Source organism: Microbacterium sp. (assembly GCF_036277215.1).
Taxonomy (GTDB): domain Bacteria; phylum Actinomycetota; class Actinomycetes; order Actinomycetales; family Microbacteriaceae; genus Microbacterium.
Genome location: NZ_DASUNI010000010.1, coordinates 14,374 through 40,187, shown reverse-complemented (window position 1 = coordinate 40,187; position 25,814 = coordinate 14,374). Strand labels below are relative to the sequence as shown.

Below are 25,814 nucleotides of genomic sequence, written 5' to 3'. Positions count from 1 at the left end.
CCGGGCGCGATGCGGCGTCAGTGGAAGAAGTGCCGCTCGCCCGTGAAGAACATGGTCACGCCGGCAGCCTGTGCCGCGGCGATGACCTCCTCGTCCCGCACCGAGCCGCCCGGCTGCACGATCGCCGCGATGCCCGCGTCCAGGAGCAGCTGAGGTCCGTCGGCGAACGGGAAGAACGCATCGGATGCCGCGACCGACCCCGCGGCCCGGTCTCCGGCCCTCTCCACCGCCAGACGGCACGAATCGACCCGGTTGACCTGGCCCATGCCGATGCCGACCGTCGCGGAGTTGCGGGCGAGGACGATCGCGTTGGACTTGACGGCGCGGCACGCCTTCCACGCGAAGATCAGGTTCGTCATCTCGGCGTCGTCCGGACGCCCGCCCGAGACGAGCTGCCAGTCCTTCGCGACCGAGTCGATGTCATCCGGGAAGCGGTCGGCGTCCTGCAGGAGGAGGCCGCCGGACACCAGGCGCACGTCCATGCGCTCCTGCTGCCAGTCGACCGGCAGCTGCAGCACGCGCAGGTTCTTCTTGAGCGCGAACACCTCGAGGGCGGCGGGCTCGAAGTCGGGCGCCACGATGACCTCGGTGAAGATGTCGCGCAGGTTCTCCGCCAGCTTGAGGGTGACCGTGCGGTTCGCCGCGATGACCCCGCCGAACGCCGAGACCGGGTCGCACTCGTGCGCGCGCAGGTGGGCGCTGGCGATCGGGTCGAGCGCATTCGGCGCCGCCACGGCGATGCCGCACGGGTTGGCGTGCTTGATGATCGCCACCGCCGGCTTGACCATGTCGAACGCGGCGCGCAGCGCGGCATCCGCGTCGACGTAGTTGTTGTACGACATCTCCTTGCCCTGCAGCTGGGTCGCCTGGGCGATCCCGTGGCCCCCCACCCGCGAGTAGATCGCCGCGCGCTGGTGCGAGTTCTCGCCGTAGCGCAGCGTGGTGAGCCGCTCCGCCTTGATCGTCAGGTGCAGGGGCAGGTCGACGTCGCCGGAGAGCGTCTCCTCCGCGAACCACTGCGCGACGGCGCGGTCGTAGGCGGCCGTGTGCGCGAACGCCCGGGCGGCCAGCGCGCGGCGCTGGGCGAGACGGGTGCCGCCGGCGCGGATCGCGTCGATGACGGCCGGATACGATTCGGGCGAGACGACGATCGCGACGTTGGCGTGGTTCTTGGCCGATGCGCGCACCATCGCGGGTCCGCCGATGTCGATCTGCTCGACGACGGCGTCGCCCTGCGCGCCGGACGCGACGGTCTCGACGAACGGGTAGAGGTTCACCACGACGAGCTCGAACGGTGCGATGCCCAGCTCGTCGAGCTGGCGCTCATGGTCGTCGAGGCGGAGGTCGGCCAGCAGCCCCGCGTGCACGCCCGGATGGAGCGTCTTCACACGTCCGTCGAGGGACTCGGGAAAGCCGGTGACGGCGGCGACGTCGGTGACGGCGAAGCCCGCTTCCCTGATGGTGGCGGCGGTCGAGCCCGTCGAGACGATCTCGACGTCGGCTTGGGCGAGCGCCTCGGCCAGCTTCAGCAGGTCGGTCTTGTCGCTGACCGAGACGAGCGCCCGTCGGATGGGCACGACGTCGCGTTCGCGGTAGAGGGTCGGGTCGTGGCTGGGGCCGGCCATGGGGGCTCCTCGGTGGGGATCGGGGGATGGACGCGTCGTGCGTGCTCAGCGCAGCTGCGCGGCGAGGTCGAGCTCTCCGGTGGCGATGCGCCGGACGACGTCGATCAGGAGGCGGCGCTCGACGGGCTTGATGCGCTCATGCAGCGCATGCTCGTCGTCGCCCGGAATCACGGGGACGCGCTCCTGGGCGAGGATCGGACCGCTGTCGATGCCGTTGTCGACGATGATGACGCTCGCTCCGGTCTGGGCGACACCGGCCTCCAGAGCGTCCCGGACGCCGTGCGCGCCCGGAAACTCGGGGAGGTAGGCGGGATGCGTGTTGATGATCCGCGGCGACCACGCGTCGACGAGCGCGGGGGGCAGGAGGCGCATGAGGCCGCTCAGGACGACGAGGTCGGGCTTCCACACATCCAGCTGCGCACCCAGCTCGTCGCCCCACTCATCGCGCGTGTCGAACTCCCGCCACGGCACGAGGATGGTGGGGATGCCGTACTCCTCGGCATGCGTGAAGCCCGGGGCCTCGCGGTCGGCGCCGACGACCACGACGCGCGCGGGGTAGTCGGGATCGGCCGCCGCATCGAGCAGGGCCCGAAGATTGGACCCCGCGCCCGAGATGAGGACGGCGACCGTGAGCACCGACCTAGTCTACCGGGGGCAGCGGCTTGGGCCTGCGGGGCCCCAGGTCGACGGTGGGCATGCTGTCCGGATCGGGACTGCGCGGCCACGGTGCCGGCGCAGGCGCCTCGACGGGCACCGAGGGGGCGGGAGCGTCGGCGGGCACCGACGGCGCCCGCCGTTCTGCCGCGTCCGAAGCGGGCAGCGCGATGGGGGCGGTATCGGTCGCGTCTGCGTCGATCGGAGGAGCCGCGGCATCCGGTTGGCGGTCTGCGGCCGGACGGACCTTCGCTCGGCGACGCGGCGACAGCAGCAGGATGACGGCTCCCACCAGCACCTCGAGCCCGACGGCGAGGGCGACCGGTCCGGGCTGCGGACCGACCTCGGCGAGTCGTCCCGGCCCGATCGACCCGGACGCGAGAACCGAGAGCAGGGCGGCACCCGCGGCGGAGAGCACGGCGATGCCTCCGGCGAGGACGAGCCGGGCGCCGAAAGGATCGTCGCGATCCGACACGTTCCGCCGCTCCGCCTCGAGTCGAGCGTCTTCGGCCTCGTCGGTTGAGCCCGCGGGCGGCGCGGCGTCGACGGCGGCAAGCAGTGCGGTCAGCGCGGAGCTGCGGGCGGCCTCCGGCGCGGCATCCCACTCCGTCGGCACGGATGAGGGCTGCGGCGCAATCGGGGCGGACCCCGGGCCGGCGAGGTGGGACCGGGCGATCCAGCCCGCGAGCGCGCCGAGACCGATCGGCAGCAGCACGAGCAGCAGCAGCCACGGCGTGGTCGACTCGGGCAGCGCGCCCAGCACCGGGATGCCGGGGATCACGCCGAGCTGGGTTCCGGCGGGCGACACGGCGGTGCCGGTTCCGACGGCGAACCCGGGCCCGGCGACGAAGGCCAGTCCCCACACGGCGAGCGTCGGCAGGTAGGCAAGCTGCGCGAGGGTCACGACCGTCGCGCCGAGGGCGTCGACGGACGCCGCCTCGAACAGCGCGATCACCTGACCGCCGCGCAGCACGAGCGCGACCGCGAGGACCAGCGCTCCGAGCCCGACAAGGCCGGCCAGCACCACCGCCCCGCCGCGGACGATGAGCCCGGGCGTCTCGCCCCACCCCCGCGGGGCGGCCTCGATCCGGTCCCGCGCGCGGGCGATGCGACCCGAGCCCGCTTCGCGCCACTCGGTCACCACCGCGCCGGCGAGCAGCGGAACGGCGAACACGAGGGCGGGGAGGAGGAACGCCTGCCACAGCTCGACTTCGGCGAGCGAGTTGGCAGATGTCAGCGCGACCGCCGCCGCCAGGGCGGCGAAGACCACAGCGCCGGTGGCCACGCCCGTCAACCACGCGTCGGCCCTCGACGCCCGCACACCGGATCGCACGGCGAAGATCGCGGTGAACGCCGTGAACGCGAGCGGGGCGAGGGAGAGTACGAAGGATGCCGCTGCCGGATCGATGCCGGCGACCGCGAGGTAGTCCCCCGGGAGCGTGACGTGCAGTGGCACCAGATTGCCCAGCTGCCACACCGCCGTGGCTGCGGGCCAGAGGGTGCTCCAGTCGGCCGTGCCACCCATGCCGAGCACCCACAGCACGGTCAGCGGGGCAAGGGTCGCCGCGATGCCGACGGCCGCCGCGATGGCGGCGTCGACGGCGGCGAGGATGACGACGATGAGGCGATGCATGCCTCATCGACCCTACCTACGCGAAGGCTGCGTCCCGCTTCCCGGCACGCTTCGCCGCGGCATCCGCAGGTCTCGCGTCCGGGCTGTCAGTCCTCGACGGGCTCGACCACGAAGACCGCGATCAGGCGGTCGGTCTTCTTCTGGTAGGCGTCGTAGTCGGGCCACACGTCGGTGGCGCGCTGCCACCACTCGGCGCGCTCATCGCCCGAGAGCTCCCGGGCGACGTAGTCGCGCTTGTCGGCGCCGTCCTGCAGCTGGACCTGCGGGTGCCGGCGCATGTTGTGGGCCCACTTGGGTTCGTCGTGGGCTCCGCCTTTCGACGCGACCACCGCGTAGCTTCCGCCGTGCTCCACGCGCATGAGCGCGGTCTTGCGCAGCCCACCCGACTTCGCGCCGACCGTGGTCAGCACGATGATCGGCACGCCGCGCAGAAGGTTCGCCTCGGTGCCGTTCGACGCCTCATATCGCTCCGCCTGCTTGCGCGCCCAGTCGGACGTCGACGGCAAGTACTCTCTCGTAGGTCCCATCTATCCACCGTAAGGCCGGCTCGCTATGGTGTGGGCAGGCGCCGGTGCGGCGACACAGACGTCGAACGGGGGACGTCATGACCAACCTTCCCGCTCCGCAGGGTCCGATCGAGACCGACGACGAGACCGCCGACAAGCCGGTCCCGGCGCCCGCGGCTGCGCCGGCGCCCGTGCCTGACCAAGCGCCGCGAACGCTGGAGCTGCGCGTGCACGGGGTGAACAACACCACCCCCGCCGCCCTGCTCGACCTCGCGCCCGAAGGCGTATCGCTCGTCGCGGGCGACTCGCTGGGGTCTTTCTGGGTGCCGACCGAGCAGGCGCGCCGGGCCGCGGTGCCCGGCCGCCGCGGGCACGTGCCGCCCGGCATCCGCCGCGAGGCGTACTCGTGGGGCGGCATGGTGCGCACCATCCCGATCGCGTCGGGTGGGAGCCTGGGCGGAGCGGTCGCGGGCGTCGCGACTCGAGTCGTCTATGCGCTGATCCTGCCGTTCTCGCTGGGCAACGCCGCCCAGTGGACGCGCCGGCTGACCCAGGCGGTCGACAGCCCCGGCCGTCAGGTGTGGACCGCGATCACGTCCGGCCTCACCCGTCTGTTCGGGTTCGTGCTGACGCTGCTGTTCACCACGACCGCGGCGACTCTCGCGCTGGACATCGGCGCCGCGCAGTGCGCCGCGCAGCCGACGCTGTGCGGCCCCCTGGCGTGGCTGTTCGAGCCGATGCAGCAGTGGAGCCCCGGTCAGCGTCTCGCGCTCTGGGCCCTGCTGCCGGCCGCCGCCGCGCTGGCTCTGTGGGTGCTCTCGTCGATGTCGCGGCTGCGCTACGACCAGCTGCCCGGGATGCTGCGCGACGACTCCGACACGACCGGCGACGCCCCCGCACCCCCTCCCCGAGAGCGCCGCCGGCAGCCGACCGAGCTGCGCCGCGACCCGGCCGTGCTCTCCCGGACCGGCTTCTGGTCGAACCGGATCACACGTCACCTCGCGCGGGCGCACCTCGCCGGCGCTCTCCTGCTGACCGCGGCGTTCGTCGCGACTCAGGCCTCGATGGCCTGGCGCACCGACTGCAGCGGGCTGCTCATCGACGCGGAGTGCCTGGGAACCGCGACCGGCGACGGGTGGTTCGTGTTCTTCGCCGCGGCGGCCGTCCTCGCGCTGGTCGGGCTCCTCGGCGCGGCGATACTCACATCGATTCTGCCCACCATGCGCGTGGACCCCGAGGAGGAGCACGCCAGCAGCTGGCCGGACTCCGCCACCCGCATCCTCCTCTGGTTCGCGGTCGTCGTGTTCGGCGGTGTGTGCGGGTTCGTGGTCTTCGCCCCCGCCCCCGCCGTGGTCGTGGACCGGCTGTACGGCGGGGGGATGACGCCCGTCGTCGTCGTCGCGTCGGGCGCCGTCATCGCCCTGGCGGGCGTGTTCTTCCGCCCGTGGGCCCAGCGCCGTCGCACCGCCTGGTTCGGCTGCGGACCAGCGGTGTTCATGACGATCTCACTGGGTGTCGCGGTGGGGACGAGCTCGATCGTCCTGGTCGCGATCGGCGACTTCCTCAACGACGCGCAGGGTCCGGCGGCGCTCATCGGCTGGAACGCCTCGGCCGGCGGCGGGTCGGGGCTGCGGATCTCCTCCAGTTATGTCGCGCTCGGTTCGCTCATCGTGGCGTGCGTCCTCGTCGCGCTCGCCCTCGTGCTGGTGCTGGCCCTGCTGCGCCCGCGCACGATGACGCCGCGAGCGGAAGCGTGGCGCACCGGCCCGGAGACGGTCCCCGTGACGCCCCCCGACATCCCGATCCCCGAGGGAGGTGTGCTGCCCCCGTCCCCCACGGTCCTGCTGTCACGCATAGAGGCCAAGCGGCGTGTGGCATCGCGCTTGCATCTGGTCGAACCCGCGGTCGCGTGGCTCTCAGGGGCGCTGGCGCTGGCGATCGTCCTCGGCATCGTCTGGACGGTGTGGGCGTACAGCGCGGACGCGACGCTGTGGGGCATCGCGCCGCCGGACGGACAGCAGCTCGTCGTGGATGCCATCAGCGTGGGGATGCTGCTGCTGGCGGCCCTGGCGACGGCGGTCGTCGCGCTCCTGGCCGTCGGAGCCACTGCCGGCACCGGCACCCGTCCCCTCGGCATCGTGTGGGACATCGCGTGCTTCCTGCCGCAGACCGGGCACCCGTTCGGGCCGCCCTGCTACGCGGAGCGGGCCGTGCCCGAGATCGCCGGTCGGATCAACCACTGGCTGCGCACGGAGGACCGGCGGGTGGTGCTCGCCGCGCACAGCATGGGCGCGGTTCTGGCCATGTCGACGATCGGGCTGCTGGCAAGCTCCGACGCCACCCGTCGACTGCTGCCGAGGGTCGCCGTGCTGACGTTCGGCGTGCAGCTTCGCCCCTTCTTCGGCCGGATGCTGCCAGAGCTGCTCGGCCCCGAGGTGCTGGGCACCGACCCGCTCGAATCGCCGCCCGGGCTGCTGTCCTCGGATCCATGGAGGGCCGACTTCACCGCCGCATCGCGCGGTTCGACCAGACCGCCGGAAGCGGCGCCCGAAAAGCTCGGGGTCGGTCGCATCAGCGGTTCGCTCGCGCCCGCGTGGGAGGCCGGCAGGGCCGACCCCGTGCGATGGGTCAGCCTCTGGCGCCTCACCGACTACTTGGGCTACCCGGCGCTGAGCACCGTGAAGTACGACAGCGACGGCGGGATCACCAACCGCGTGGATCGTTACGCGGCCGAACTCGACAAGACCGGGTACATGGTGACCGTGGGCACACACGGCGAGTACTACCGCACGCAGGACTACGAGTCGGCGCTGATCGAGCTGCGGGACGAACTCGAGGCCGCGACGGGCGCACTCGAGCCGGCGACGGACAACTGACTGACGAAGAGCGGATGCCGCGGCATCCGCTCTTCGTCAGTTCACGTTCAGAGTCCCGCGATGATCTCCCGCATGAGGTCGGCGGTCTCGGACGGCGTCTTGCCGACCTTCACGCCGGCCGCCTCGAGGGCTTCCTTCTTGGCCTGTGCGGTGCCGGCGGAGCCGGACACGATCGCGCCGGCGTGGCCCATGGTCTTGCCCTCGGGGGCGGTGAACCCCGCGACGTAGCCGACGACGGGCTTGGTCACGTTCGCCTGGATGAAGTCCGCGGCGCGCTCCTCGGCGTCGCCGCCGATCTCGCCGATCATGACGATCGCCTTGGTCTCGGGGTCGGCTTCGAACGCGGCGAGCGCATCGATGTGCGTGGTGCCGATCACCGGGTCGCCGCCGATGCCGATCGCCGTGGAGAACCCGATCTCGCGCAGCTCGTACATCATCTGGTACGTCAGGGTGCCCGATTTCGACACCAGGCCGATCGGGCCCTTGCCGGTGATGTTGGCGGGAGTGATGCCCACCAGGGACTCGTCCGGCGTGATGATGCCCGGGCAGTTCGGCCCGATGATGCGGGTGCGGTTGCCTTTGGACTGCGCGTACGCCCACGCCTCGGCGGTGTCGCCCACGGGCACGCCCTCGGTGATCACGACCAGCAGCGGGATCCCGGCATCGATGGCCTCTTCCATCGCGTCCTTCGTGAAGGCCGGGGGGACGAACGCGATCGACACGTCGGCTCCGGTCTTCTCGATGGCCTCGGCGACCGAAGCGAAGACCGGCAGTTCGACGGGGCTGCCGTCGGCGTCCCGGTGCAGGACGGTGGTTCCCGCCTTGCGTGCGTTCACTCCGCCGACGACCTGCGTGCCCGCTTTCAGCATGAGCGCAGTGTGCTTGGTGCCTTCGCCGCCCGTGATGCCCTGGACGATGACCTTGGAGTCCTTGTTGAGGAAGATCGACATTTTCTGTTCCTTGATTCCGTCGCTGAGCCGGTGCGGGTCAGGCGTTCGCGAGCTCGGCGGCCTTGTCGGCGCCCTCGTCCATGGTTTCGGCCAGCGTCACGAGCGGGTGGTTCGCGTCACGCAGGATCGCGCGGCCCTCCTCCACCTTGTTGCCGTCGAGACGCACGACCAGCGGCTTCGTGGCGGTCGCACCCAGTTCGGCGAGCGCGCCCACGATGCCCTTGGCGACCGCATCGCAGGCGGTGATGCCGCCGAAGACGTTGACGAAGACGCTCTTCACCTGAGGGTCGCCGAGGATGACGTCCAGGCCCGCGGCCATGACCTCGGCCGATGCACCGCCGCCGATGTCGAGGAAGTTCGCGGGCTTGACTCCGCCGTGGTTCTCACCGGCATAGGCGACGACGTCGAGCGTGGACATCACCAGGCCGGCACCGTTACCGATCACGCCGACCTGACCGTCGAGCTTGACGTAGTTGAGGTCGTTCTCCTTCGCCTTCGCCTCGAGCGGGTCGGCGGCGTCCTTGTCCTCGAGGAGCGCGTGCCCCGCGTGCCGGAAGTCGGCGTTCTCGTCGAGCGTCACCTTGCCGTCGAGCGCGATGATCTCGCCGTCCTCGGTCAGCACCAGAGGGTTCACCTCGACGAGCGTCGCGTCCTCCTTCTTGTACACGGTGTAGAGCTTGACGAACACGTCGCTGACCTTGTCGACCAGTTCGGGGGCGAAGCCGGCCGCCTGCGCGATCTCGACGGCCTTCTGCTTGTCGATTCCGGTCAGGGGATCGACCGCGACGCGCGCGAGCGCCTCGGGGCGCTCGACGGCGAGCTCCTCGATCTCCATGCCGCCCTCGACGCTGCACAGCGACAGGTACGCGCGATTGGCGCGGTCCAGCAGGACCGAGAAGTAGTACTCCTTGTCGATGCGGGCGCCCGCGGCGACCATCACGCGCTTGACGACGTGCCCCTTGATGTCGAGGCCGAGGATGGCCTTGGCCGCGTCGAACGCCTCGTCGGGGGTCTTCGCGACCTTGACGCCGCCGGCCTTGCCGCGCCCGCCGGTCTTCACCTGCGCCTTGACGACGACGAGGCCGCCGATCTTCTCGGCTGCGGCTTTCGCCTGCTCGGGGGTGTCCGCGACGATTCCGGCGAGCACCGGAACGTCGTACTTTTCGAAGAGGTCGCGTGCCTGGTATTCGTACAGATCCACAGTGCATTCCTTCGCTGGGGCGACGGGGGACGACGCAGAAAGCGTCTTGACGTCGAGAGATCGACCAATCCCCGAGCCTACTACCGGTCGGTCGGCGGTCCGGACCGGGGCAGGCGTGCGAGATCCCGCAGCGCCGGGCCTTCGATCCGAGTGCCGTCCGGGGCGAACCGCGACGCGTGCAGCGGGCAGTCCCACGTGCATTCCGCGTCGTTCCACGTCGGAACCCCGCCCAGGTGCGTGCACACCAGGCTCACCGCGCGGGTCGTCCCGCCGACCGTCGAGATGCCGACCGGGTGCCCGCCTCGAGTGGCGACGACGCCCTGCCCCTCCTCGGGCTGCACGACCGGGACCGGCGTGAACTGAGCGCCGACCCAGCCGGCCGTCGCCTCCCAGCCGACGTGGATGTTCTCCACTCCGCCGCGGCCCAGGTCGGCGGGAACCGTCAGCCGGTGCGAGATGGTCGACATCCACTCCGGTCGATCCGAGGACGGCACCTTCGTGATCTCGGCAGTCAGGCGCAGGGCTGCGGCCGGACCGTTGGACAGCCCCCACTTGCCGAAGCCGGTGGCGAAGCGGATCTTGCCGAGGCTGCGGGGCATCGCGCCGACGAACGGGATCAGATCGTGCGACTCGTAGTCCTGCGCCGACCACGAAAGCTGCGGCTCGGCGCCCGGGAAGTTGCGACGCGTCCAGTCGATGAGGTCCTCGACGAGAGCGCTTTCGGACTCCGCGCGGCCGACCGGGTGCCCGTTGCCGCCCACGACCAGCCGGGCGAGCTCCGCGGGTCCGTCGGCCGACCTCACCGAGCGGAGCGATCGGGTGGGCCCGTCGACCGACAGGTAGAGGCCGTCCGGCACCTCCCCCGGCACATCGAACGCGACGCAGTACGAACGCAGCCCTCGGGTCTTGACGAAGTAGAACCCGCGATAGGTGATCGGAGCCGCCGTCGCCAGGACGACCTGACGGGCGGAGGCGAAGCCCGCGGTCGTCTCGATCACCGTGCGCGGGAGGACGGACACGTGCAGAACGCGCGTTCCGGTGTGCAGCGTCCCACCGGCGGCGAGGAACGCACGCGCAAGGGCGAGGGTGACCTCCTGCGGGTCGATCGCAACCTGGTCGTCGAGGGCGACCGCGTCGATGATCGGGAACCGGCCGGCCTCATCGGGCACTTCGCGGCGCACGGCGAGTCCCGCCTCGCGTGCGGCGGCGAACTCGGCATCGACGTCGCGGATCCCGGCATCCGACTGCGCGTAGGTGAACGCGGTCCGCCGGCTGTACGCGACGCCGGCCTCGTCGGCGAAGTCCGTGAGCCATCGCGCTCCGTCGCGGTTGGCGTCGACGTACGCGCGGACGAGCGCGGCGGAGTGGTGACGCCGCAGCGTCGAGAGCACCTTGCCCTGCAGCAGCGAGAGCTTCCCGGTGTTGCCGCCGGTGGCGAGGTTGCCGACCTCCCCCGCTTCGACGACGGTCACATCCAGTCCCTGGCGCACGAGCATGAGGGCGGTCGACAGGCCGGTGATGCCCGCTCCCACGACGAGGACGTCGCGATGCTGACCGGGTTGGAACGGCGATCCCGCGACCACGGCGCCGTCGGCCCTCCACAGAGACGTCATCGCACCAGTGAACTCCGCCGACGAGGCGCCGTCCACCGGTTGACGAGCGGGCCGGCGGGAAACCCCGATCGGACGAGCGGATGCCGGGGCGCCGCGCCACGCCGGGTCTAGGCTTCTGTCGAACATGAGTGAGACACCGTCACCGTCCGTCGCGCGCACCGCCGTCGTCGCCGCGGCTCTCGAACTCTTCGCGGAACAGGGTTTCGAGGCGACCTCCGTCGAGCAGATCGCCCGCGCCGCCGGGGTGTCGCGCAGCACGTTCTTCCGCCAGTTCGGCGGCAAGGAGGACGTCGTGTTCGCCGACCACGAGGTGCTGCTGGACGAACTGCGGGAGTGGCTCGGGCGCGGACACCCGAATCCGTGGGTCGCGGTCTGCCAGGCGTCCGAGCGGGTCTTCCTGCACTTCGCCCACGATCCGGAGGTCGCGCGGCTGCGCTATCAGATCGTGCGGCAGGTCCCCGCGCTGCGCGAGCGCGAGATCGTCACCGTGTTCCGCTACGAGCGGCAGTTCGACGAGTACCTCCGCCGATCGCTGCCCGAGATCGACCCGCTTGACGCCGTCGGGTTCTCCGCACTGGTCACGGCTCTGCACAATCACGTGCTCCGGCGTCTGCTGCGCGGCACCAAACGGGTGCCGCTGACCGCGCTGCGACGGGCGCTGGATGACGCCCTGCGGCGCTACGGCGTGCATCCTGACGGAGCCGCTGCGGCGGGCGACGATGTCGTGGTCGCCGTGTTCCCCCGAGCGATGCCGGCTGCGGAGATGGCACGGAGGGTGCGCACGCAGCTCGAAGGCTGACATGCTGGGATTGGGTTCCAGTGTTCAAGGAACTGAGTACCAGGTATTCTGAGCGGATGAGCCACACTCCTGTGCCCGGCGAGCGCGTCGCGGGCTATGACGTCTCGGACCGTCTCGACACCGACTACTACGCGGTGTTCGCCGACGTCCCGGCTGCCGACCGTGCCGTCTGGGATCGCGCCAAGGCCTTCGTGGACGAAGTGCTCCCCCGCATGGACGGGCTGTGGGACCGGGGAGACTACGACCTCGACCTCGCCCGGCGGCTGGGCGAGCTCGACCTGTACAACGACGGCCTCGTCCACGACGGTCTCGGATACTCCTCACCCCTGGCGGCCGGGCTGGTGAACATGGAGATCTCGCGCGGCGACGGCTCGCTCGGAACGATCGTCGCCGTGCAAGGCGGACTGGCGCTGCGCTCGCTGGCGCTCTTCGGCAGCGACGCTCAGAAGTCCCGCCACCTCCGGCCCATCGCACGCGGCGAGGTGCTGGCGGCCTTCGCGCTGACCGAACCCGATCACGGCTCCGATTCCGTCTCGCTGGAGACCGAGGCCCGCCGTGATGGCGACGACTGGGTACTCAACGGGGCGAAGAAGTGGATCGGCAACGGCTCCTCGGGAGGCGTCACCGTCGTGTGGGCCCGCGTCGTCGACCCGTCCGATCCGGAGCACGACGGCAAGGTGCGGGCCTTCCTCGTCCCGCAGGAGACGCCGGGCTACACCGGCCGCGCGATCCTCGGGAAGGCGTCGCTGCGCGCCATCCATCAGGCCCACATCACGATGACGGACGTGCGGGTGCCCCGCGACGCCGTGCTTCCCGGCACGCACTCGTTCAAGGATGCCTCCACCGTTCTGTACTCCACGCGGTCGGGCGTGGCATGGTCCGCTCTCGGGCACGCGACGGCGTGCTACGAGGCCGCGCTGTCCTACTCCCAGCAGCGCGTGCAGTTCGGCAAGCGGCTGGCGGCATTCCAGATGGTGCAGGAGCGTCTCACCCAGATGCTCGACGAACTCACGGCGATGCAGCTGTACTGCCGCCACATGGCCGACCTGGAGACGGCAGGGCGGCTGCGCCCGACGCAGGCCTCGCTCGCGAAGTACCACAACACGCGCGCCGCGCGCCGCATCGCGGCCGTCGCCCGCGATCTGCTCGGCGGCAACGGCATCCTTCTGGAGAATCGCGTCATGCAGCACATGGCCGACATCGAGGCGATCCACACGTATGAAGGGACCGAGTCGGTGCAGGCGCTGCTGATCGGACGCGACATCACCGGAGTCGGCGCCTTCGCCTGAAGCGACGGCTGGCACACCGCGTCCGCCCGCGCAAGGGCGCCGACTGGGCGTCGCCCGCGATTAGCCTCGCATCATGGGACTGTTCCGGAACGAACCGCAGGCGATCCGACTCGAGTCGCAGGACGTCGAGCTGAAGGCGACCAAGGCGCCGTGGAGCCTGTGGGCCGACGGGTTCGGCCGGCTGGGCATCCGCGCCATCCAGATCATCGTGGTCGTCACGGTGGTCGCGGCGATCATCTTCACGATCCGGCAGCTCACGCTGGTGACGATTCCGCTGGTCATCGCACTCATCCTCGCGTGCGCCTTCGCCCCCGTGATGCGGTGGATGCGGCGGCGCGGCGTGCCCTCGGTGCTGGCGACGGTGATCACCCTGCTGGCGATCGTGCTGCTGCTGTCGGGCATCGGCTGGCTGATCGTCTGGGCGGTCCGCAACCAGTGGGACGACCTGTACGCACAGGCGCAGGACGGTTTCCAGGCTCTCATCGCCTGGGTGCAGACGCTGCCGTTCGCCCCGAGCCAGGATCAGCTCGACGAGTGGATGACCACGGTCACGGACTTCGTCACGAGCGCGCAGTTCGGCTCGGGGGCCCTCGCCGGGGTCGGGGCCGTCGCGAACTTCGTGACCGGATTCGTGCTGCTGGTGACGATCCTGTTCTTCTTCCTCAAGGACGGCCCGCAGATGTGGGAGTTCCTGCTGCGGCCGTTCCATGGGGAGCACTATCTCCGGTCACGGCGCATCGGCGACAAGACCGTGACCGTGCTCGGCTCGTACGTGCGGGGCACGGCGACCGTCGCGTTCGTCGACGCCGTCGGCATCCTGATCGGTCTTCTCATTCTCCAGGTGCCGCTGGCGATCCCGCTCTCGGTGCTCGTGTTCCTGCTCGCGTTCATCCCCATCGTCGGCGCGACGGTGGCCGGCATCATCGCCGCCCTGGTCGCGCTGGTGGCGAACGGTCCGGTCAACGCGCTGCTCGTCGTCGGCGTCGTCGTGCTCGTCAACCAGCTGGAAGGCAACTTCCTCCAGCCCGTGCTGATGGGTCGCTCGATGAAGCTCCACGCTTTCGTGATCCTGGTCGCCCTGACGGTGGGCACCGTCCTCGGCGGGATCGTGGGTGCGGTCCTCGCCGTGCCGATCACGGCCGCGGTGTGGGGTGCGATCCAGGTGTGGGACGGGCCGGCGCTCGCGGCCCGGTGGGCGCGGCCGAAGGATCCGATCGAGGCGTAGCTCGGCCGGCGCGGCGGCGAGTCACTTCCCGCGAGACTGCATCCGCACGTCCAGACTGCGGTGCTCACCCGCTGTCTCGCCGTCTGGTTGCAGTCTCGCGGTCGGGCGAAGCCGCGGCAGGCGGATGCCGGTGCGCTCGGTGATCCGGAAGCAGACGCCTGAGATCACGTAGAACAGCACGTCGGCGACGATCTTCCCGGCGAGCAGGCCCCACACCGGATCCCGCAGCACCACGACGCCGATCATCATGAGGGCCGGCCGGAGGAAGAAGGTGTCGATGACCTCCGCCACGCCGAACTCGGCGCCCAGCAGGCCGACCGACCGGACCAACCCACGACGCAGTCGACGGGGACCAGGAGGCAGCAGTGCCAGCTGCTCGCGCATCACGGCGGTGAGGAGCACGCCGTAGAACCCGACCGTGGCGCCGAGGATGGCCGCCGCGGCGAGGAGAGGCGGCGAGTCGGTGAGCCGGGCCGCCACGACGCTCGCCGCGAGCATCGTGATCAGGCAGGCGAGCTCGGCCGGTCCGTAGCGGAGCACCCAGAACCTCGCGCGCAGAACGAGCCGGGACCGTCCGACGGGCGGTGCAGCGGATGCCGGGGGTGCGGCGGTTGCGGCGGACTCCGCGTCGCGTGGTGGGGCGATCGTCGTCGGTGTCATAGAGCGAAGAGCCTGCGCGGGCCGGGCAGATACAGCCGGCTCGATCCGTCCGCGCCCATCGCTCGCGACCGCGTCTCGCCCGTGTCGCGGACGGAGGGCAGGATGGACCCATGCCGTACGACATCCCCGCGCCCATGCTCGCCAAGTCGGTCCCCGACGTGCCCGACCAGGACAAGGTGCCGGGGGGGCTGAGCTACGAGCCGAAGTGGGACGGCTTCCGCGGCCTGGTGTCGTGGGACGGCGAGAACGTCGAGATCGGCAGCCGTGGCGCCAAGCCGCTCACCCGCTACTTCCCCGAGCTCGTCGAGGCGTTCTCCCGGCTCCTGCCCGAGCCCTGCCTGCTCGACGGCGAGGTCGTGGTGCCCAAGGGCGAACCCGGCGCGCAGCGCCTCGACTGGGACTCGCTCACCCAGCGCATCCACCCCGCGGCATCCCGTGTCAACATGCTCGCCGAGACGACGCCCGCCATGTTCATCGCGTTCGACCTGCTCGCCCGCGGCGACCGCGACCTGCAGAACGAGTCATTCGAGACGCGGCGTGCCGAGCTCGTCGACCTGCTCGCCGGTCTGCCGCATCCGATCCACGTGACCAGGACCACCACGGATGCCGACACCGCCCGCGGCTGGCTCAGCGAGTTCGAGGGAGCCGGGCTGGACGGCGTCGTCGCCAAGCCGCTGGCCCAGCCGTATGCGCCGAACAAGCGGACCATGTTCAAGATCAAGCACGCCCGGACGGCCGACGTCGTGGCGATGGGCTACCGCATCCACAAGTCGGGCGAGGGCGTGGGATCACTGCTCGTGGGGCTGTACTCCGAGGACGGGACGCTGTACCCGGTCGGCGCCGTCTCGGCCTGGACGAACGCCCGGCGGGTCGAGCTCATCGACGAGCTCGCACCGCTCGTCGAACGCGACGAGGCCGGCGGCGCGGTCAAGAGCGAGGGCGAGAAGTCGCGCTTCTCCGCGCCCGATCGCGACTCGTCCTTCGTGCACCTCCGGCCGGAGCGCGTGCTGGAAGTGCGTTACGACCAGCTCGAGGGTTGGCGCTTCCGGCACACGGTGCAGTTCGCGCGCTGGCGGCCCGACCGCGACCCGGCGTCGTGCACGTACGAGCAGCTCGAGTCCGTGTCGGCCTACGACGTGGGTGCCGTACTGGACTGAGCGCCGCCCGCTCCTTCCTGACGCCGAACCCACACCTTCCGCGCGAGTCCATGCGTTCAGCTCGCCGAGAGCGCCTGGGCTCGCGGGCAGAGCATGGGTTCGGCGACCCCGGCGCCCGCGCGGCCGCGCGAGCGCGAGTCAGCGTGCCTGGCCGTCCTCCGTCCAGTTCTCGGGGTTCTTCTTGCTCGGCTGTACGCGCGGCGGCTCACCGGGCATCTTCGGGAAGTCGGGCGGGAACGGCAGCTCGCCCAGCCCGTTCGAAAGGTCGCGCTCCCACCACTCGAGCAGGGTGTCGATGCGACCGGGACGGTCGAGGAATGCGTCCCACGGGTCGCCGGTCGAGGCGAGCCGCTCCGGCACCGAACGGATGGTGAAGGCAGCCGGGTCCACCCCATCGAGCTCGTCCCACGTCACCGGAGTGGCGACGGTCGCGGTGGGCAGCGCCCGCGGGCTGTACGCGCCCGCCATGGTGCGGTCGCGGTTGGCCTGGTTGAAGTCCACGAAGATGCGCTCGCCGCGCTCCTCCTTCCACCAGCTGGTGGTGACCTTGTCGGGCATGCGTCGCTCGAGCTCGCGCGCGGCGGCGATCACCGCGTGCCGCACTTCGAGGAACTCGTGGCTCGGCTCAATGGGGCAGAACACATGGATGCCGCGGTTGCCGCTCGTCTTGACCCACGCCTCCAGGCCCGCCTCGCGCAGAACCTCGCGCAACGCGTGCGCGGCCGGGACGGCATCCGAGAAGTCCGTGCCCGGCTGAGGGTCGAGGTCGATGCGCAGCTCGACCGGGTTGTCGGTGTCGCCGGCCAGCGATGCCCACGGGTGGAACACGATCGTGTTCATCTGCACCGCCCACACGATCGCGGCCGGCTCGGTCAGCACGAGCTGCGGATGCCGCCGGCCGCTGTTGTAGGTGACGGTGACCGCTTCGACGTAGCCGGGCGTGCCCTTCGGCGGGTTCTTGGAGAAGAACGACTCGCCGTCGATCGATTCGGGGTAGCGCTCCAGCGACACCGGCCGGTCGCCGTTGGCGGCCAGGAACGGGCCCGAGACCGCGAGCACGTACTCCGCGAGCTCGTGCTTGGTGATGCCGAGCTCGGGCCACAGCACGCGGTTCGGGCTAGAGAGCCCGACCTCCCGGTCGCCGTCCGGTCCGGGCACGGTCAGGGTGATGCGCTCGCTCGCCATGGCTCGACCCTATTGGCCCCTCCCGGCACGCGCGAGGACGCACCGCCCTCTGGCGATGGACCGAGGGGCGGTGCGTCCGCGCGACGCGGGGCAGGAGCAGTCAGCGCAGCACCGGGAACCGCATGTGCGTCACGCGCCGTGCCGGGATGATCAGCGTCGGATCGCCGAGCTTCACGTCGGCGGGGTCGACGTCCTCGAAGTACCGATGCCCCGAGCCCATCACGATCGGCACCAGGTCGATCGCGACTTCGTCGAGAAGGCCCGCGGCCAGCGCCTGACCTGCGATCGTCCCCGCCGCGACGCCGACGGTGCCGTCGCCGGCGATCTCCTTCGCCTTCGCGACGGCGGCCTCGATGCCCTCCGTCACGAAGTGCGCGTTGCCGGTGTGGGCGTGGGCCCAGTCGGTCGGCGCCTCGTGGGTCAGCACGACGAACGGCACGCCCATCGGATGCTCGCCGGTCCAGCCGTCGGTGATGTCGAACAGCGTGCGGCCGACCACGAGGCATCCGACCTTCGTCGTCCACTCGGTCCAGTAGTCCGCGCTCTCACGGGTGAGGTGGAACGGCGGAAGGGTGCCTGCGTTGACCACCTCGACATCGCCGGCCTCGTACCAGTCGAACAGCGCACCGGGGTCGTTGTTCTGGTAGGCGACGAAGCCGTCCAGCGACATCGTGGCGGACGCGACGACACTGCCGGTCATGACTTCGCGAGCAGCTCGTCCAGCTGCTCGTAGCCCTCGCGCAGGCCCACTTCCATGCCCTGCTCGATCATGGACTCGAGCGCTTCGACGCTGCCGAACACGCTGTGATCGACGATGCGCGACCGCCCCCCCGGCAGCTCCTCGAAGCGGAGCACGTCGATGCTGACCTCGTCGGGCGCGCCCTCGTACTCGAACGTCTGGATGATCAGCTCGTTCTCACGGACCGTGTGGAAGACACCGCGGAATCCGAACGTGCCCTCTTCGCCGCTCTGCTCGAAGCGGTAACCGCCGCCGGTGCGGAAGTCCCATTCCGTGATCTGGGTCTCATAGTTCCGGGGCCCGACCCAGCTCTTGTAGAGGTCCGGGTCGGCGTGGGCACGGAAGACGGCCTCGACCGGTGCCTCGAATTCGCGGGTGATGTCGGCGTACGACTGGCCGGGGGTCGCATCGATGACGACGGGATTGCTCATGATTCCTTCTCCTTCGTTGCTGAGCTGGTTGCCGTGCCGGTGGTTTCGATTCGGGATGCCGCGATCACGGCATCCAGGCGACGGTAGGCGGCTTCGGCTTCGAGCCGGTACCGGTCGATCCACGACGTGAGCCGGGCGAGGGCGGCGGCATCGAGGTGGACCGGACGACGCTGCGCCTCGCGCGTCCGCCACACGAGCCCGGCGTCCTCCAGCACGCTGATGTGCTTCGAGACGGCCTGGAGCGTGATGGCGAACGGCGCGGCCAGCTCGCCGAGCGTCGCAGGGCCTCGGCTCAGACGCGCCACGATCGCGCGGCGCACCGGGTCCGAGAGAGCTGCGAACGCTTTGTCGAGCGGGGCCGGGCCCACGCCCCCGCGTCCGGTCGCCGCGTCAGCGGGGACTGGTGAGGGCTTGGGCACGGGCATCCTTATCAACCGTTCTTTTGATAAACCACTTGATTGATAACGATACCGCGAAACAGCGTCGACGTCAACCGGTGCTGGCAGCGCGTCAGTCGGTGAGGGCGAGGACGGGCGCCAGGTCGTTGCGAGACAAGCGGATCCACGGACCGCCCGGATCGACCAGCACGCCCTGGATCCCCTCGTCGTTGCGCAGAGCGCCGGCGAGCTGCGCTGCGGTCATCGGGGCCGCCCGATCCCCGCGCAGCGACGACGCCACCTCCAGCGGGTGGGAGAAGATCTCCAGAAGCCGGGCGCCGTCGTCCGTCCGCGCTTCGGCGACTCCCAGCTGCCCGTCGGCAGCCTTGTTGACCGCGACCCAGAACTTCGCACGAGTGAGCGCCTCGGCGACTGACGACGCGGTCGCATCGCTTCGCGCGTCCGACAGGAGCGTTTTCAGCTCGAAGGTCGGATCGGCCTGGTCGCTCAGCTTCTGCAGCAGCTCCCGCGGGATCACCGCGCGAGCGGGCGCCGATGCGTGATCGAGGATCAGCCCGGCGTAGCTGCCCGACAGGACGTACCGGATGACCGCGCGCACCGGCTGAGCCATCGCGGAGGTGCCGATGTCGGTGTCGGCCTTGATGCTCGTGCGCAGCGCTGTCGCGCCGCTGTACGCGAGAACGTATTGGTTGCCGTTCAGAGTCACGACCCCGATCGGAAGGTCCTCCCCCGCCGCCAGCAGCGTGCGCGCGTCACCCTTGACCCTCAGGTAGAGATGCCCCTGCAGCAGCTGCCGCGCCACCCCGAGGATGTCGCTCGGCGTCGCGGGCGACGGCAGGGCGGCCAGCGCTTCGCGCAGCACGACGTTGTCGCGCAGCCCCGGAACCGCCTCGGCCTCGGGCGGTCTCCCGGCCGGCGGCAGCGTCCGTGTCCGGGAGGCCTCACCCGACTCGGCGGGCGCCGCGCCCGGAGGCGTCGCCTCGGCGCCCAGTCCCCGGTACGACGTCACCGAGATCCCGACGGATGCCGCGGCCTCCGCGCTTCCGTCGGCCTCGCCCCCGGCATCCGACGATCCGACCGACGCGGACGCGGACCCGGGATCAGCCGCGTCGCCGGCCGTGGAGCCGGCCGGTTCGGGGGCGTCCCCTTCGGCATCGGTGCCGTCCGAGTTCTTCCGCTTGGAGAAGAGAGCCATGTGTGGAGCGTAGCCCGAGGGATGCTGCGCCCGCAGGACCGGCTACGGCTCGATCTTCTCGATCGGTGCGATCTTGATGAGCAGCTTCTTCGGCCCCGCGGTTTCGAATCGCACATGCGCGACACGCTTCGCACCCTCGCCCGTGACGGCGTCCACGCGTCCTTCGCCGAAGTCGTCGTGACGGATGCGGTCTCCGGTCGCCAGCTGCATGTCGCCGTTGTCGCGCACCTTGGCCGGGATGCGGTTCGCGAAGCGCTCGATCGACGTCGACTTCGGCACCAGGTCTTCGCCGTACCGCCGCCCCGCGGGCGCCCCGCCGGGGCGGCGCGCGTTGAGCGCGCGGGACTGCATGCCGCCGCGCGAGTTCACGTCTCCGGGCGACTGCCGCCAGTGGATCAGGTCGGTCGGGATCTCCTGCAGGAACCGACTCGGCATGGCGACCGAGATCTCGCCGAACTGGGCGCGCGTCATCGCCAGCGACAGGTACAGGCGCTTGCGGGCGCGCGTGATGCCGACGTAGAAGAGGCGGCGCTCCTCCTGCGGTCCGCCGGGTTCGCCCGCCGAGATCCGGTGGGGGATGAGGTCCTCTTCGACGCCGGTGACGAACACCGCGTCGTACTCGAGGCCCTTCGCGGTGTGCATCGTCATGAGCGAGACCGAGCCTGAGGCGTCCTCGAGGTCGTCGGCATCCGAGACGAGCGCAACCTCCGCGAGGAAGTCCACGACCGTTCCCTCGGGGTTGTTGCGGGCGAACTCGCGGGCGACGGCGACGAGCTCGTCGAGGTTCTCGACGCGGGCCTCGTCCTGTGCGTCGCGGCTGGCGCGCAGCGCGTCGGTGTACCCGGTCTTGCCCAGCAGCAGCTGGAGCCCCTCCGCGACCGCCGTGGGCGGGGCCAGTTCGCCCGTAGCGGGCAGCATGAGCTCGGAGGCCTCGGCGAGCACGGCGTCGAGGTGTGCGATCGCCGCCTGGATCTTCGGTCCGACCCCGAGTGCCGACGAGTTGGCGAGCGCGTCGCGGAACGTGATCTGCTCGTTCGCGGCGTACCGCGAGATCGTCTCGATCGTCACGTCGCCGATCCCGCGCCGGGGGCGGTTGATGATGCGACGCAGCGCCATCTCGTCGGCGGGGTTGGACACCGCGACGAGGTAGGCGAGGGCGTCCTTGATCTCGGCCCGCTCGTAGAACTTCGTGCCGCCCATGATCTTGTATGGCACGGCCGACCGGATGAAGATCTCCTCCAGCGCACGGCTCTGCGAGTTGGTGCGATAGAAGACGGCCATCTGCGAGTAGTCGATGCCGCCGCGCCGGAGCGTCTCGACCTCGTCCGCGACGAACTGCGCCTCGTCGTGCTGCGAGTAGCCGGTGAAGCCGACGATCTTCTCACCCGCGCCGACGTCGGTCCACAGCTTCTTGTCCTTACGGTCGAAGTTGTGCCCGATGACGGAGTTGGCCGCGCTCAGGATGTTCTGCGTCGAGCGGTAATTCTGCTCGAGCAGCACCACCCTCGCGCCCGGGTAGTCTCGCTCGAACTCGGTGATGTTGCGGATGTCGGCGCCGCGGAAGGCGTAGATCGACTGGTCGGAGTCGCCGACGACGGTGAGGGATGCCGGTGCCCGGTCGGGATCCTCAGCCGGGTCGGCCTCGAAGATCATCATCCCGCCCGACGACGCGATGGGCGGTGCATCCGACCCGATCGGCCGGGTCAGCTCGCGGATCAGCGCGTACTGCGCGTGGTTGGTGTCCTGGTACTCGTCGACGAGGATGTGGCGGAACCTGCGACGGTAGATGTCGGCGACATGCGGGAATGCCCGGAACAGGTAGACCGTCTGCCCGATGAGGTCGTCGAAGTCGAAGGCGTTGGCGCGCTGCAGGGCCCGCTGGTAATCGCTGAACACATCCACGAACTTGCGCTCGGCGGGGTCGCTCATGTTCGCCGACCGCGCGTACGACTCGGCGTCGGCCAGTTCGTTCTTGAGCTTCGAGATGCGGCTCATCGTTCCGGCAGGAGTGAGCCCGAAGGCATCGGCCTCGTGTTCCTTGACCAGGCGCTTGATCAGCGCGCGGGAATCGCCGGAGTCGTAGATGGTGAAGGACTTCGTGAAGCCGAACTGCTCGGCCTCACGCCGCAGGATCCGCACGCACGCCGAGTGGAACGTCGAGATCCACATGCCCTGCGCCCGATCGCCGATCAGCTGGCCGACGCGGTCGCGCATCTCGCCGGCCGCCTTGTTGGTGAACGTGATGGCCAGGATCTGACTGGGCCACGCCTCCTTGGTGCGCAGGAGGGAGGCCACCCGGCGGGTGAGCACGCTGGTCTTGCCTGAGCCCGCACCGGCGACGATGAGCAGGGCGGGGCCGCGATAGGTGACCGCATCGCGCTGCGGCGGGTTCAGCCCCTCGAGCAGGTCCTCGTCGGCGCGCGCCGACGGGCCGGCGCCCGATCGCGGACCGCGGTCGCCGTCGACGATGATCAGAGGTGCGGATGCCGCGCGCTCGGCGGCCGCGGAGGCATCAGTCATAGCACTACAAGTCTAGGCGCGCCCGCCGACAGGCACCCGCGTGCGGGTACTCCCCGACGCCCTGCGACACGCGGCTAGCTCATCAGGTCGGCGGCCGCGGCCGCCTCGGGTTCGGCGTGGCGATCGTCGCGCCCGTACGGCAGCGCGAGCAGCAGCCCGGCGACGGCGATCAGCAGCCCGAAGCCGGCGGCGAACCATGCCGTTGCGGCGGGGATGTCGAGATAGACCGTGATCCCGAGAATGCGCGCGAGACCCCACGGAAGCAGTCCGAGCTCGTCGTTCCACAGGGTGAGGGCCTGCTCGAGACCGACGATCCCGACGACCAGAGCGGGTGCCGCCAGCGCTGCGCCCATGCCGGCGAGAACCGTGCCGATGGCTCTCCGACGGCCGACGTGCGCAGCGAGCGCCCAGCCTGCGGCCACGAACAGCCAGAGGAACAGGGCGAACGCGAACGCGATGTACACAGTGCGGCGCGTCGGCTCGGTCCAGAACGCGAACCAGTAGCCGCCGGGACCGGTGACCGACAGCGCGAGCAGCGTCACGATGCACCGGAGCACCACGACTCCGCCGACCGCCGCGATGACCGGCCAGGGCGAGCGTCGCCCGACCAGCAGCCGCACCACCAGCACGAACACGATCCAGGCGCCGATCACGGCGGCCAGGTGCGTCCAAGACAGAAACGAGGTCTGCACCGCGCGGGTGGCGATCAGCAGCGCTGCGGGCACGCCGAGAAGGAGCCAGCGGTCCAGAGGCAGCAGTCCGAGTGTGGACTCCCGCGCCCGCCACGGCCGGGTCGCGCCGAGCCAGGAGGCACGGGCGGCTGCGGCACCGGGGCGGCGGACGAGGCTGGTCCGCGACGCGAAGACTCCGATCACCACCCACAGGCCGGCGAGCACCAGCAGCCCGCGCGCCATCCAGGCCATCGCCAGGTCGCGGTCGGCGCGCTGCACGCCCAGTTCGGCGGCGGTCAGGTTGTACGCGGGGTAGTCGATGTCGCCGGTGTACCGCGCCAGGTGCGCGGCGGCGAGCGCTTCGAATTCGTCCCGGTCGGCCTGCCAGGCCGCGTGCGCGTCGCTCGAGGCCGTGTCGTGCCACTGCGCCTGGTGGAGGATCATGGCCCGGTACGACGCGAGCAGCCGGAGCACATCGACCTCGTAGTCCATCGTGCCGACGAACGCATCGCGCAGCTTCGGATCGCGCCAGGTGGCGGCATCCGTCGAGGCGATCGATTCGCGCATGGCCTCGACGTCCGCGACGGCCTGCGTGCCGCCCGCGATCGCCGCGTCGATGTCACCTCCGGTCGCGCCCCGCGAGATCGCGTAGATCACGTCGAGCACGGCGGAGTCGCCGGTGAGGATGTCCCACTCGAAGATCCACATCATCGGCGGCGGCTCGAGCCCGATCGCGAAGGCCCGCTGCTCGGCGAACGGCTCGATGTACATGCCCTGCTCGATGGCGGGCCGGGACGACGACATCGCCTCCACGATCGCCGAAACGGTGGCGGGGTCGTCCGAGAACCACTCCCGCGCCCAGTCCTCCGTGATGCGGGCGACATCGGCATCGGGGTCGCGCGCGAGGTCGGCTGCGAGCATCGTGTTCAGCTCGTAGAGCTGCCAGAAGCCGGCCTTCAGGTACAGCGTCATCGGCCCCGCCCGCCACGGCCCGCCGTCCTGCGTCCAGGTCCAGATACCCTCGATGCGGCCGTCGGCGGCGACCAGCGTCCGGATCGCGTACTGATACTCGGGCCCGAGGTCGTTCGGGAAGGCACCGAAGTTCTCGAACTCGCGCCTGCTCTGGAACTCGACGATCCGGCGCTGCCCGCCCTGCTCGAGCGTCACGTTCAGCGGCAGCCAGCTGTAGAAGTCGCCGAGTGTGTACTTGGTCGACACGATCAGTGCCGGCGAATCGACCCCGCCGAGCACCGCCTCGTACGAGGCCGGGTCGGTGTGCATGTCGCCGACCGCGCCGACCCCGACGCTCCACGTGCGGAAGATCACCTCCCGATCGGATGCCTCGGCCTGGGTGGTGAACGCGTCGAGCATCGCCCGGACCGAGTCGACCGACGTCACGGCGAGCGCGGAGTACACGTCCCAGCCCTCGACGTCATAGACGCGACCCGCCTCGCCGATGCGGATGAGCACGCCGTCCAACGCCGGCTCCGCCGCGTAGAGCTCGTCGAGGCCGGCCGCATAGACGTCCCAGAGCTCGGGGTTGGCGGTGTCGAGGGAGCCGAGCCGATCGGTCAGGTATTGCTCGAGCGGGGTCGTCAGGGTCAGCATGTCAGTGCGCAGGAACACCTTCATCCCGAGTTCGTCGGCTCGATCCCAGAACGGCCCGAACGCCTCCCGCAGCGCCAGCGCCTTGGCGCGGTGGTCGTCTCCTTCGGCGTACACGGGGCCGTCCGCGGCGTCGTCGAACGTGACGTATTCGACGAGCCCGGGGAATGCGACGGCGTTGTACCCGTTCGCGAGCGAGTGGCGGAGGAAGAGGTCGAAGTCGTCGAAGGCCTCGCCGAGCGATTCGGGGTCGATGTACGGCGGATCCGGCAGGATCACCTCGGCGAAGGCGTTCGACGCGTGCGAGTAGTCGTCCCCCTCCGCCCATTCGGCCGGATCGGGGGTGACCGCGACCGCGCCCATGTCGACCATGCGGAACGACAGGCGTGAGCCCACCTCCTCGCCGAGGTGCGCGGCGACGGGGCGCCCGGCGCGCACCTGGGCGGCGAGGTCGTAGATCCCGCGCACCGCGCCCGCCTCGCTGACCGCTTCGATGCGCAGCGCGTCGGGGGCACCGGCGAGCCGGTAGGTCTCGTCGGCCGGGTCGCCGCCTCCGGCGACGACGGTGAGGGATGCCTCGCCGAGCGTTTCCGACGCGTCGGCCGCGGCATCCGCCAGTTCGTCGAGCGCGACGTCGACCCGGATCGTCGACGGGGCGTCAATCGCGGTGAACCGTGGCGGGGGCACCGCGGCGGTGACCGTCGGGACCACCGGGGGCGCAGGCTCCATCTGGGTCGCCGGCTCGGTGCGGATGCCGAGGGCGTCTCCCACGACGATGCCGACGCCCGCTCCGAGTGCGATCAGCACGACGGCGGTGACGATGGCGAGCAGCCCCCGCCGCTTCGCCGTTGTCATGCGTTCACGCTAGCCGGTCAGCCGAAC

20 protein-coding genes are annotated in these 25,814 nt (G+C 70.6%); 5 read left to right on the top strand and 15 right to left on the bottom strand.

Annotation, left to right across the window (positions count from 1 at the left end; all coding sequences use genetic code 11):
• Positions 1-17: 17 nt before the first annotated feature.
• From purH to VFX99_RS00595, 4 genes are all read right to left on the bottom strand, one after another.
• Positions 18-1,625: a bifunctional phosphoribosylaminoimidazolecarboxamide formyltransferase/IMP cyclohydrolase gene (purH, locus tag VFX99_RS00610; protein ID WP_329664382.1), complete on the bottom strand. Its 1,608-nt coding sequence runs from the start codon at positions 1,623-1,625 to the stop codon at positions 18-20.
• A gap of 45 nt (positions 1,626-1,670) precedes the next feature.
• The gene (gene purN, locus VFX99_RS00605; RefSeq protein ID WP_329664381.1) at positions 1,671-2,261 is read right to left on the bottom strand and encodes a phosphoribosylglycinamide formyltransferase; all 591 of its coding nucleotides are present in this window, start codon (positions 2,259-2,261) and stop codon (positions 1,671-1,673) included.
• A 4-nt stretch (positions 2,262-2,265) separates the two neighbouring features.
• Positions 2,266-3,912: a DUF6350 family protein gene (locus VFX99_RS00600; protein WP_329664380.1), complete on the bottom strand. Its 1,647-nt coding sequence runs from the start codon at positions 3,910-3,912 to the stop codon at positions 2,266-2,268.
• Between the two features lie 86 nt (positions 3,913-3,998).
• The gene (locus VFX99_RS00595) at positions 3,999-4,439 is read right to left on the bottom strand and encodes a nitroreductase family deazaflavin-dependent oxidoreductase (protein WP_329664379.1); all 441 of its coding nucleotides are present in this window, start codon (positions 4,437-4,439) and stop codon (positions 3,999-4,001) included.
• Positions 4,440-4,516: 77 nt separating this feature from the next.
• Between VFX99_RS00595 and VFX99_RS00590 the strand changes: the two genes are divergently transcribed.
• A complete protein-coding gene (locus tag VFX99_RS00590) occupies positions 4,517-7,294 on the top strand; it encodes a hypothetical protein (RefSeq protein WP_329664378.1) in 2,778 nt (925 codons plus the stop codon).
• 47 nt (positions 7,295-7,341) lie between these two features.
• Here VFX99_RS00590 and sucD read toward each other — a convergent pair whose 3' ends face one another.
• The 3 genes from sucD to VFX99_RS00575 form a co-directional block, all read right to left on the bottom strand.
• On the bottom strand, positions 7,342-8,244 hold the full coding sequence (gene sucD, locus VFX99_RS00585; protein ID WP_329664377.1) for a succinate--CoA ligase subunit alpha: 903 nt from the start codon (positions 8,242-8,244) through the stop codon (positions 7,342-7,344).
• Between the two features lie 37 nt (positions 8,245-8,281).
• Positions 8,282-9,445, bottom strand: a complete 1,164-nt coding sequence (gene sucC / locus VFX99_RS00580) for an ADP-forming succinate--CoA ligase subunit beta (RefSeq protein ID WP_329664376.1) — start codon at positions 9,443-9,445, stop codon at positions 8,282-8,284.
• 80 nt (positions 9,446-9,525) lie between these two features.
• Complete coding sequence (locus VFX99_RS00575; protein WP_329664375.1) at positions 9,526-11,058, bottom strand: FAD-dependent oxidoreductase; 1,533 nt, start codon at positions 11,056-11,058, stop codon at positions 9,526-9,528.
• Between the two features lie 124 nt (positions 11,059-11,182).
• On the opposite strand from VFX99_RS00575, the gene VFX99_RS00570 reads away from it, so the two are divergent.
• The 3 genes from VFX99_RS00570 to VFX99_RS00560 all read left to right on the top strand — a co-directional run bounded on the left by VFX99_RS00570 (position 11,183) and on the right by VFX99_RS00560 (position 14,371).
• Positions 11,183-11,857 carry a helix-turn-helix domain-containing protein gene (locus tag VFX99_RS00570; protein ID WP_329664374.1) on the top strand — a complete coding sequence of 225 codons (675 nt, stop codon included), beginning with the start codon at positions 11,183-11,185 and terminating at the stop codon, positions 11,855-11,857.
• Between the two features lie 56 nt (positions 11,858-11,913).
• Entirely contained in the window at positions 11,914-13,146 is a 1,233-nt protein-coding gene (locus VFX99_RS00565; RefSeq protein ID WP_329664373.1) for an acyl-CoA dehydrogenase family protein, read from the top strand.
• A 73-nt stretch (positions 13,147-13,219) separates the two neighbouring features.
• On the top strand, positions 13,220-14,371 hold the full coding sequence (locus VFX99_RS00560) for an AI-2E family transporter (protein ID WP_329664372.1): 1,152 nt from the start codon (positions 13,220-13,222) through the stop codon (positions 14,369-14,371).
• A 21-nt stretch (positions 14,372-14,392) separates the two neighbouring features.
• Here the strand turns inward: VFX99_RS00560 and VFX99_RS00555 are convergent, their stop codons facing one another.
• Entirely contained in the window at positions 14,393-15,031 is a 639-nt protein-coding gene (locus VFX99_RS00555) for a hypothetical protein (protein WP_329664371.1), read from the bottom strand.
• Positions 15,032-15,141: 110 nt separating this feature from the next.
• Here VFX99_RS00555 and VFX99_RS00550 point away from each other — a divergent pair, with 110 nt between their 5' ends.
• Entirely contained in the window at positions 15,142-16,188 is a 1,047-nt protein-coding gene (locus VFX99_RS00550) for an ATP-dependent DNA ligase (RefSeq protein ID WP_329664370.1), read from the top strand.
• Between the two features lie 138 nt (positions 16,189-16,326).
• Here the strand turns inward: VFX99_RS00550 and ligD are convergent, their stop codons facing one another.
• The 7 genes from ligD to VFX99_RS00515 form a co-directional block, all read right to left on the bottom strand.
• On the bottom strand, positions 16,327-17,373 hold the full coding sequence (ligD, locus tag VFX99_RS00545; RefSeq protein ID WP_329664369.1) for a non-homologous end-joining DNA ligase: 1,047 nt from the start codon (positions 17,371-17,373) through the stop codon (positions 16,327-16,329).
• Between the two features lie 100 nt (positions 17,374-17,473).
• Complete coding sequence (locus VFX99_RS00540) at positions 17,474-18,073, bottom strand: dihydrofolate reductase family protein (RefSeq protein ID WP_329664368.1); 600 nt, start codon at positions 18,071-18,073, stop codon at positions 17,474-17,476.
• Positions 18,070-18,543, bottom strand: a complete 474-nt coding sequence (locus tag VFX99_RS00535; protein WP_329664367.1) for an SRPBCC family protein — start codon at positions 18,541-18,543, stop codon at positions 18,070-18,072. The genes VFX99_RS00540 and VFX99_RS00535 overlap by 4 nt, the downstream gene beginning before the upstream one ends.
• Positions 18,540-18,911 carry a metalloregulator ArsR/SmtB family transcription factor gene (locus tag VFX99_RS00530; RefSeq protein ID WP_329664387.1) on the bottom strand — a complete coding sequence of 124 codons (372 nt, stop codon included), beginning with the start codon at positions 18,909-18,911 and terminating at the stop codon, positions 18,540-18,542. The genes VFX99_RS00535 and VFX99_RS00530 overlap by 4 nt, the downstream gene beginning before the upstream one ends.
• Before the next feature lie 142 nt (positions 18,912-19,053).
• The gene (locus VFX99_RS00525) at positions 19,054-20,136 is read right to left on the bottom strand and encodes an SseB family protein (RefSeq protein ID WP_329664366.1); all 1,083 of its coding nucleotides are present in this window, start codon (positions 20,134-20,136) and stop codon (positions 19,054-19,056) included.
• Positions 20,137-20,178: 42 nt separating this feature from the next.
• The gene (locus VFX99_RS00520) at positions 20,179-22,656 is read right to left on the bottom strand and encodes an ATP-dependent helicase (protein ID WP_329664365.1); all 2,478 of its coding nucleotides are present in this window, start codon (positions 22,654-22,656) and stop codon (positions 20,179-20,181) included.
• Between the two features lie 74 nt (positions 22,657-22,730).
• Positions 22,731-25,787, bottom strand: a complete 3,057-nt coding sequence (locus VFX99_RS00515) for a hypothetical protein (protein WP_329664364.1) — start codon at positions 25,785-25,787, stop codon at positions 22,731-22,733.
• Positions 25,788-25,814 lie beyond the last annotated feature (27 nt).

Bases quoted from the DNA above. Each gene is read 5' to 3' on its own strand.
- purH (WP_329664382.1), bottom strand. From the start codon at position 1,625: ATGGCCGGCCCCAGCCACGACCCGACCCTCTACCGCGAACGCGACGTC.
- VFX99_RS00600 (WP_329664380.1), bottom strand. From the start codon at position 3,912: ATGCATCGCCTCATCGTCGTCATCCTCGCCGCCGTCGACGCCGCCATC.
- VFX99_RS00595 (WP_329664379.1), bottom strand. From the start codon at position 4,439: ATGGGACCTACGAGAGAGTACTTGCCGTCGACGTCCGACTGGGCGCGC.
- VFX99_RS00590 (WP_329664378.1), top strand. From the start codon at position 4,517: ATGACCAACCTTCCCGCTCCGCAGGGTCCGATCGAGACCGACGACGAG.
- sucD (WP_329664377.1), bottom strand. From the start codon at position 8,244: ATGTCGATCTTCCTCAACAAGGACTCCAAGGTCATCGTCCAGGGCATC.
- VFX99_RS00575 (WP_329664375.1), bottom strand. From the start codon at position 11,058: ATGACGTCTCTGTGGAGGGCCGACGGCGCCGTGGTCGCGGGATCGCCG.
- VFX99_RS00570 (WP_329664374.1), top strand. From the start codon at position 11,183: ATGAGTGAGACACCGTCACCGTCCGTCGCGCGCACCGCCGTCGTCGCC.
- VFX99_RS00565 (WP_329664373.1), top strand. From the start codon at position 11,914: ATGAGCCACACTCCTGTGCCCGGCGAGCGCGTCGCGGGCTATGACGTC.
- VFX99_RS00560 (WP_329664372.1), top strand. From the start codon at position 13,220: ATGGGACTGTTCCGGAACGAACCGCAGGCGATCCGACTCGAGTCGCAG.
- VFX99_RS00555 (WP_329664371.1), bottom strand. From the start codon at position 15,031: ATGACACCGACGACGATCGCCCCACCACGCGACGCGGAGTCCGCCGCA.
- VFX99_RS00550 (WP_329664370.1), top strand. From the start codon at position 15,142: ATGCCGTACGACATCCCCGCGCCCATGCTCGCCAAGTCGGTCCCCGAC.
- ligD (WP_329664369.1), bottom strand. From the start codon at position 17,373: ATGGCGAGCGAGCGCATCACCCTGACCGTGCCCGGACCGGACGGCGAC.
- VFX99_RS00540 (WP_329664368.1), bottom strand. From the start codon at position 18,073: ATGACCGGCAGTGTCGTCGCGTCCGCCACGATGTCGCTGGACGGCTTC.
- VFX99_RS00535 (WP_329664367.1), bottom strand. From the start codon at position 18,543: ATGAGCAATCCCGTCGTCATCGATGCGACCCCCGGCCAGTCGTACGCC.
- VFX99_RS00525 (WP_329664366.1), bottom strand. From the start codon at position 20,136: ATGGCTCTCTTCTCCAAGCGGAAGAACTCGGACGGCACCGATGCCGAA.
- VFX99_RS00520 (WP_329664365.1), bottom strand. From the start codon at position 22,656: ATGACTGATGCCTCCGCGGCCGCCGAGCGCGCGGCATCCGCACCTCTG.
- VFX99_RS00515 (WP_329664364.1), bottom strand. From the start codon at position 25,787: ATGACAACGGCGAAGCGGCGGGGGCTGCTCGCCATCGTCACCGCCGTC.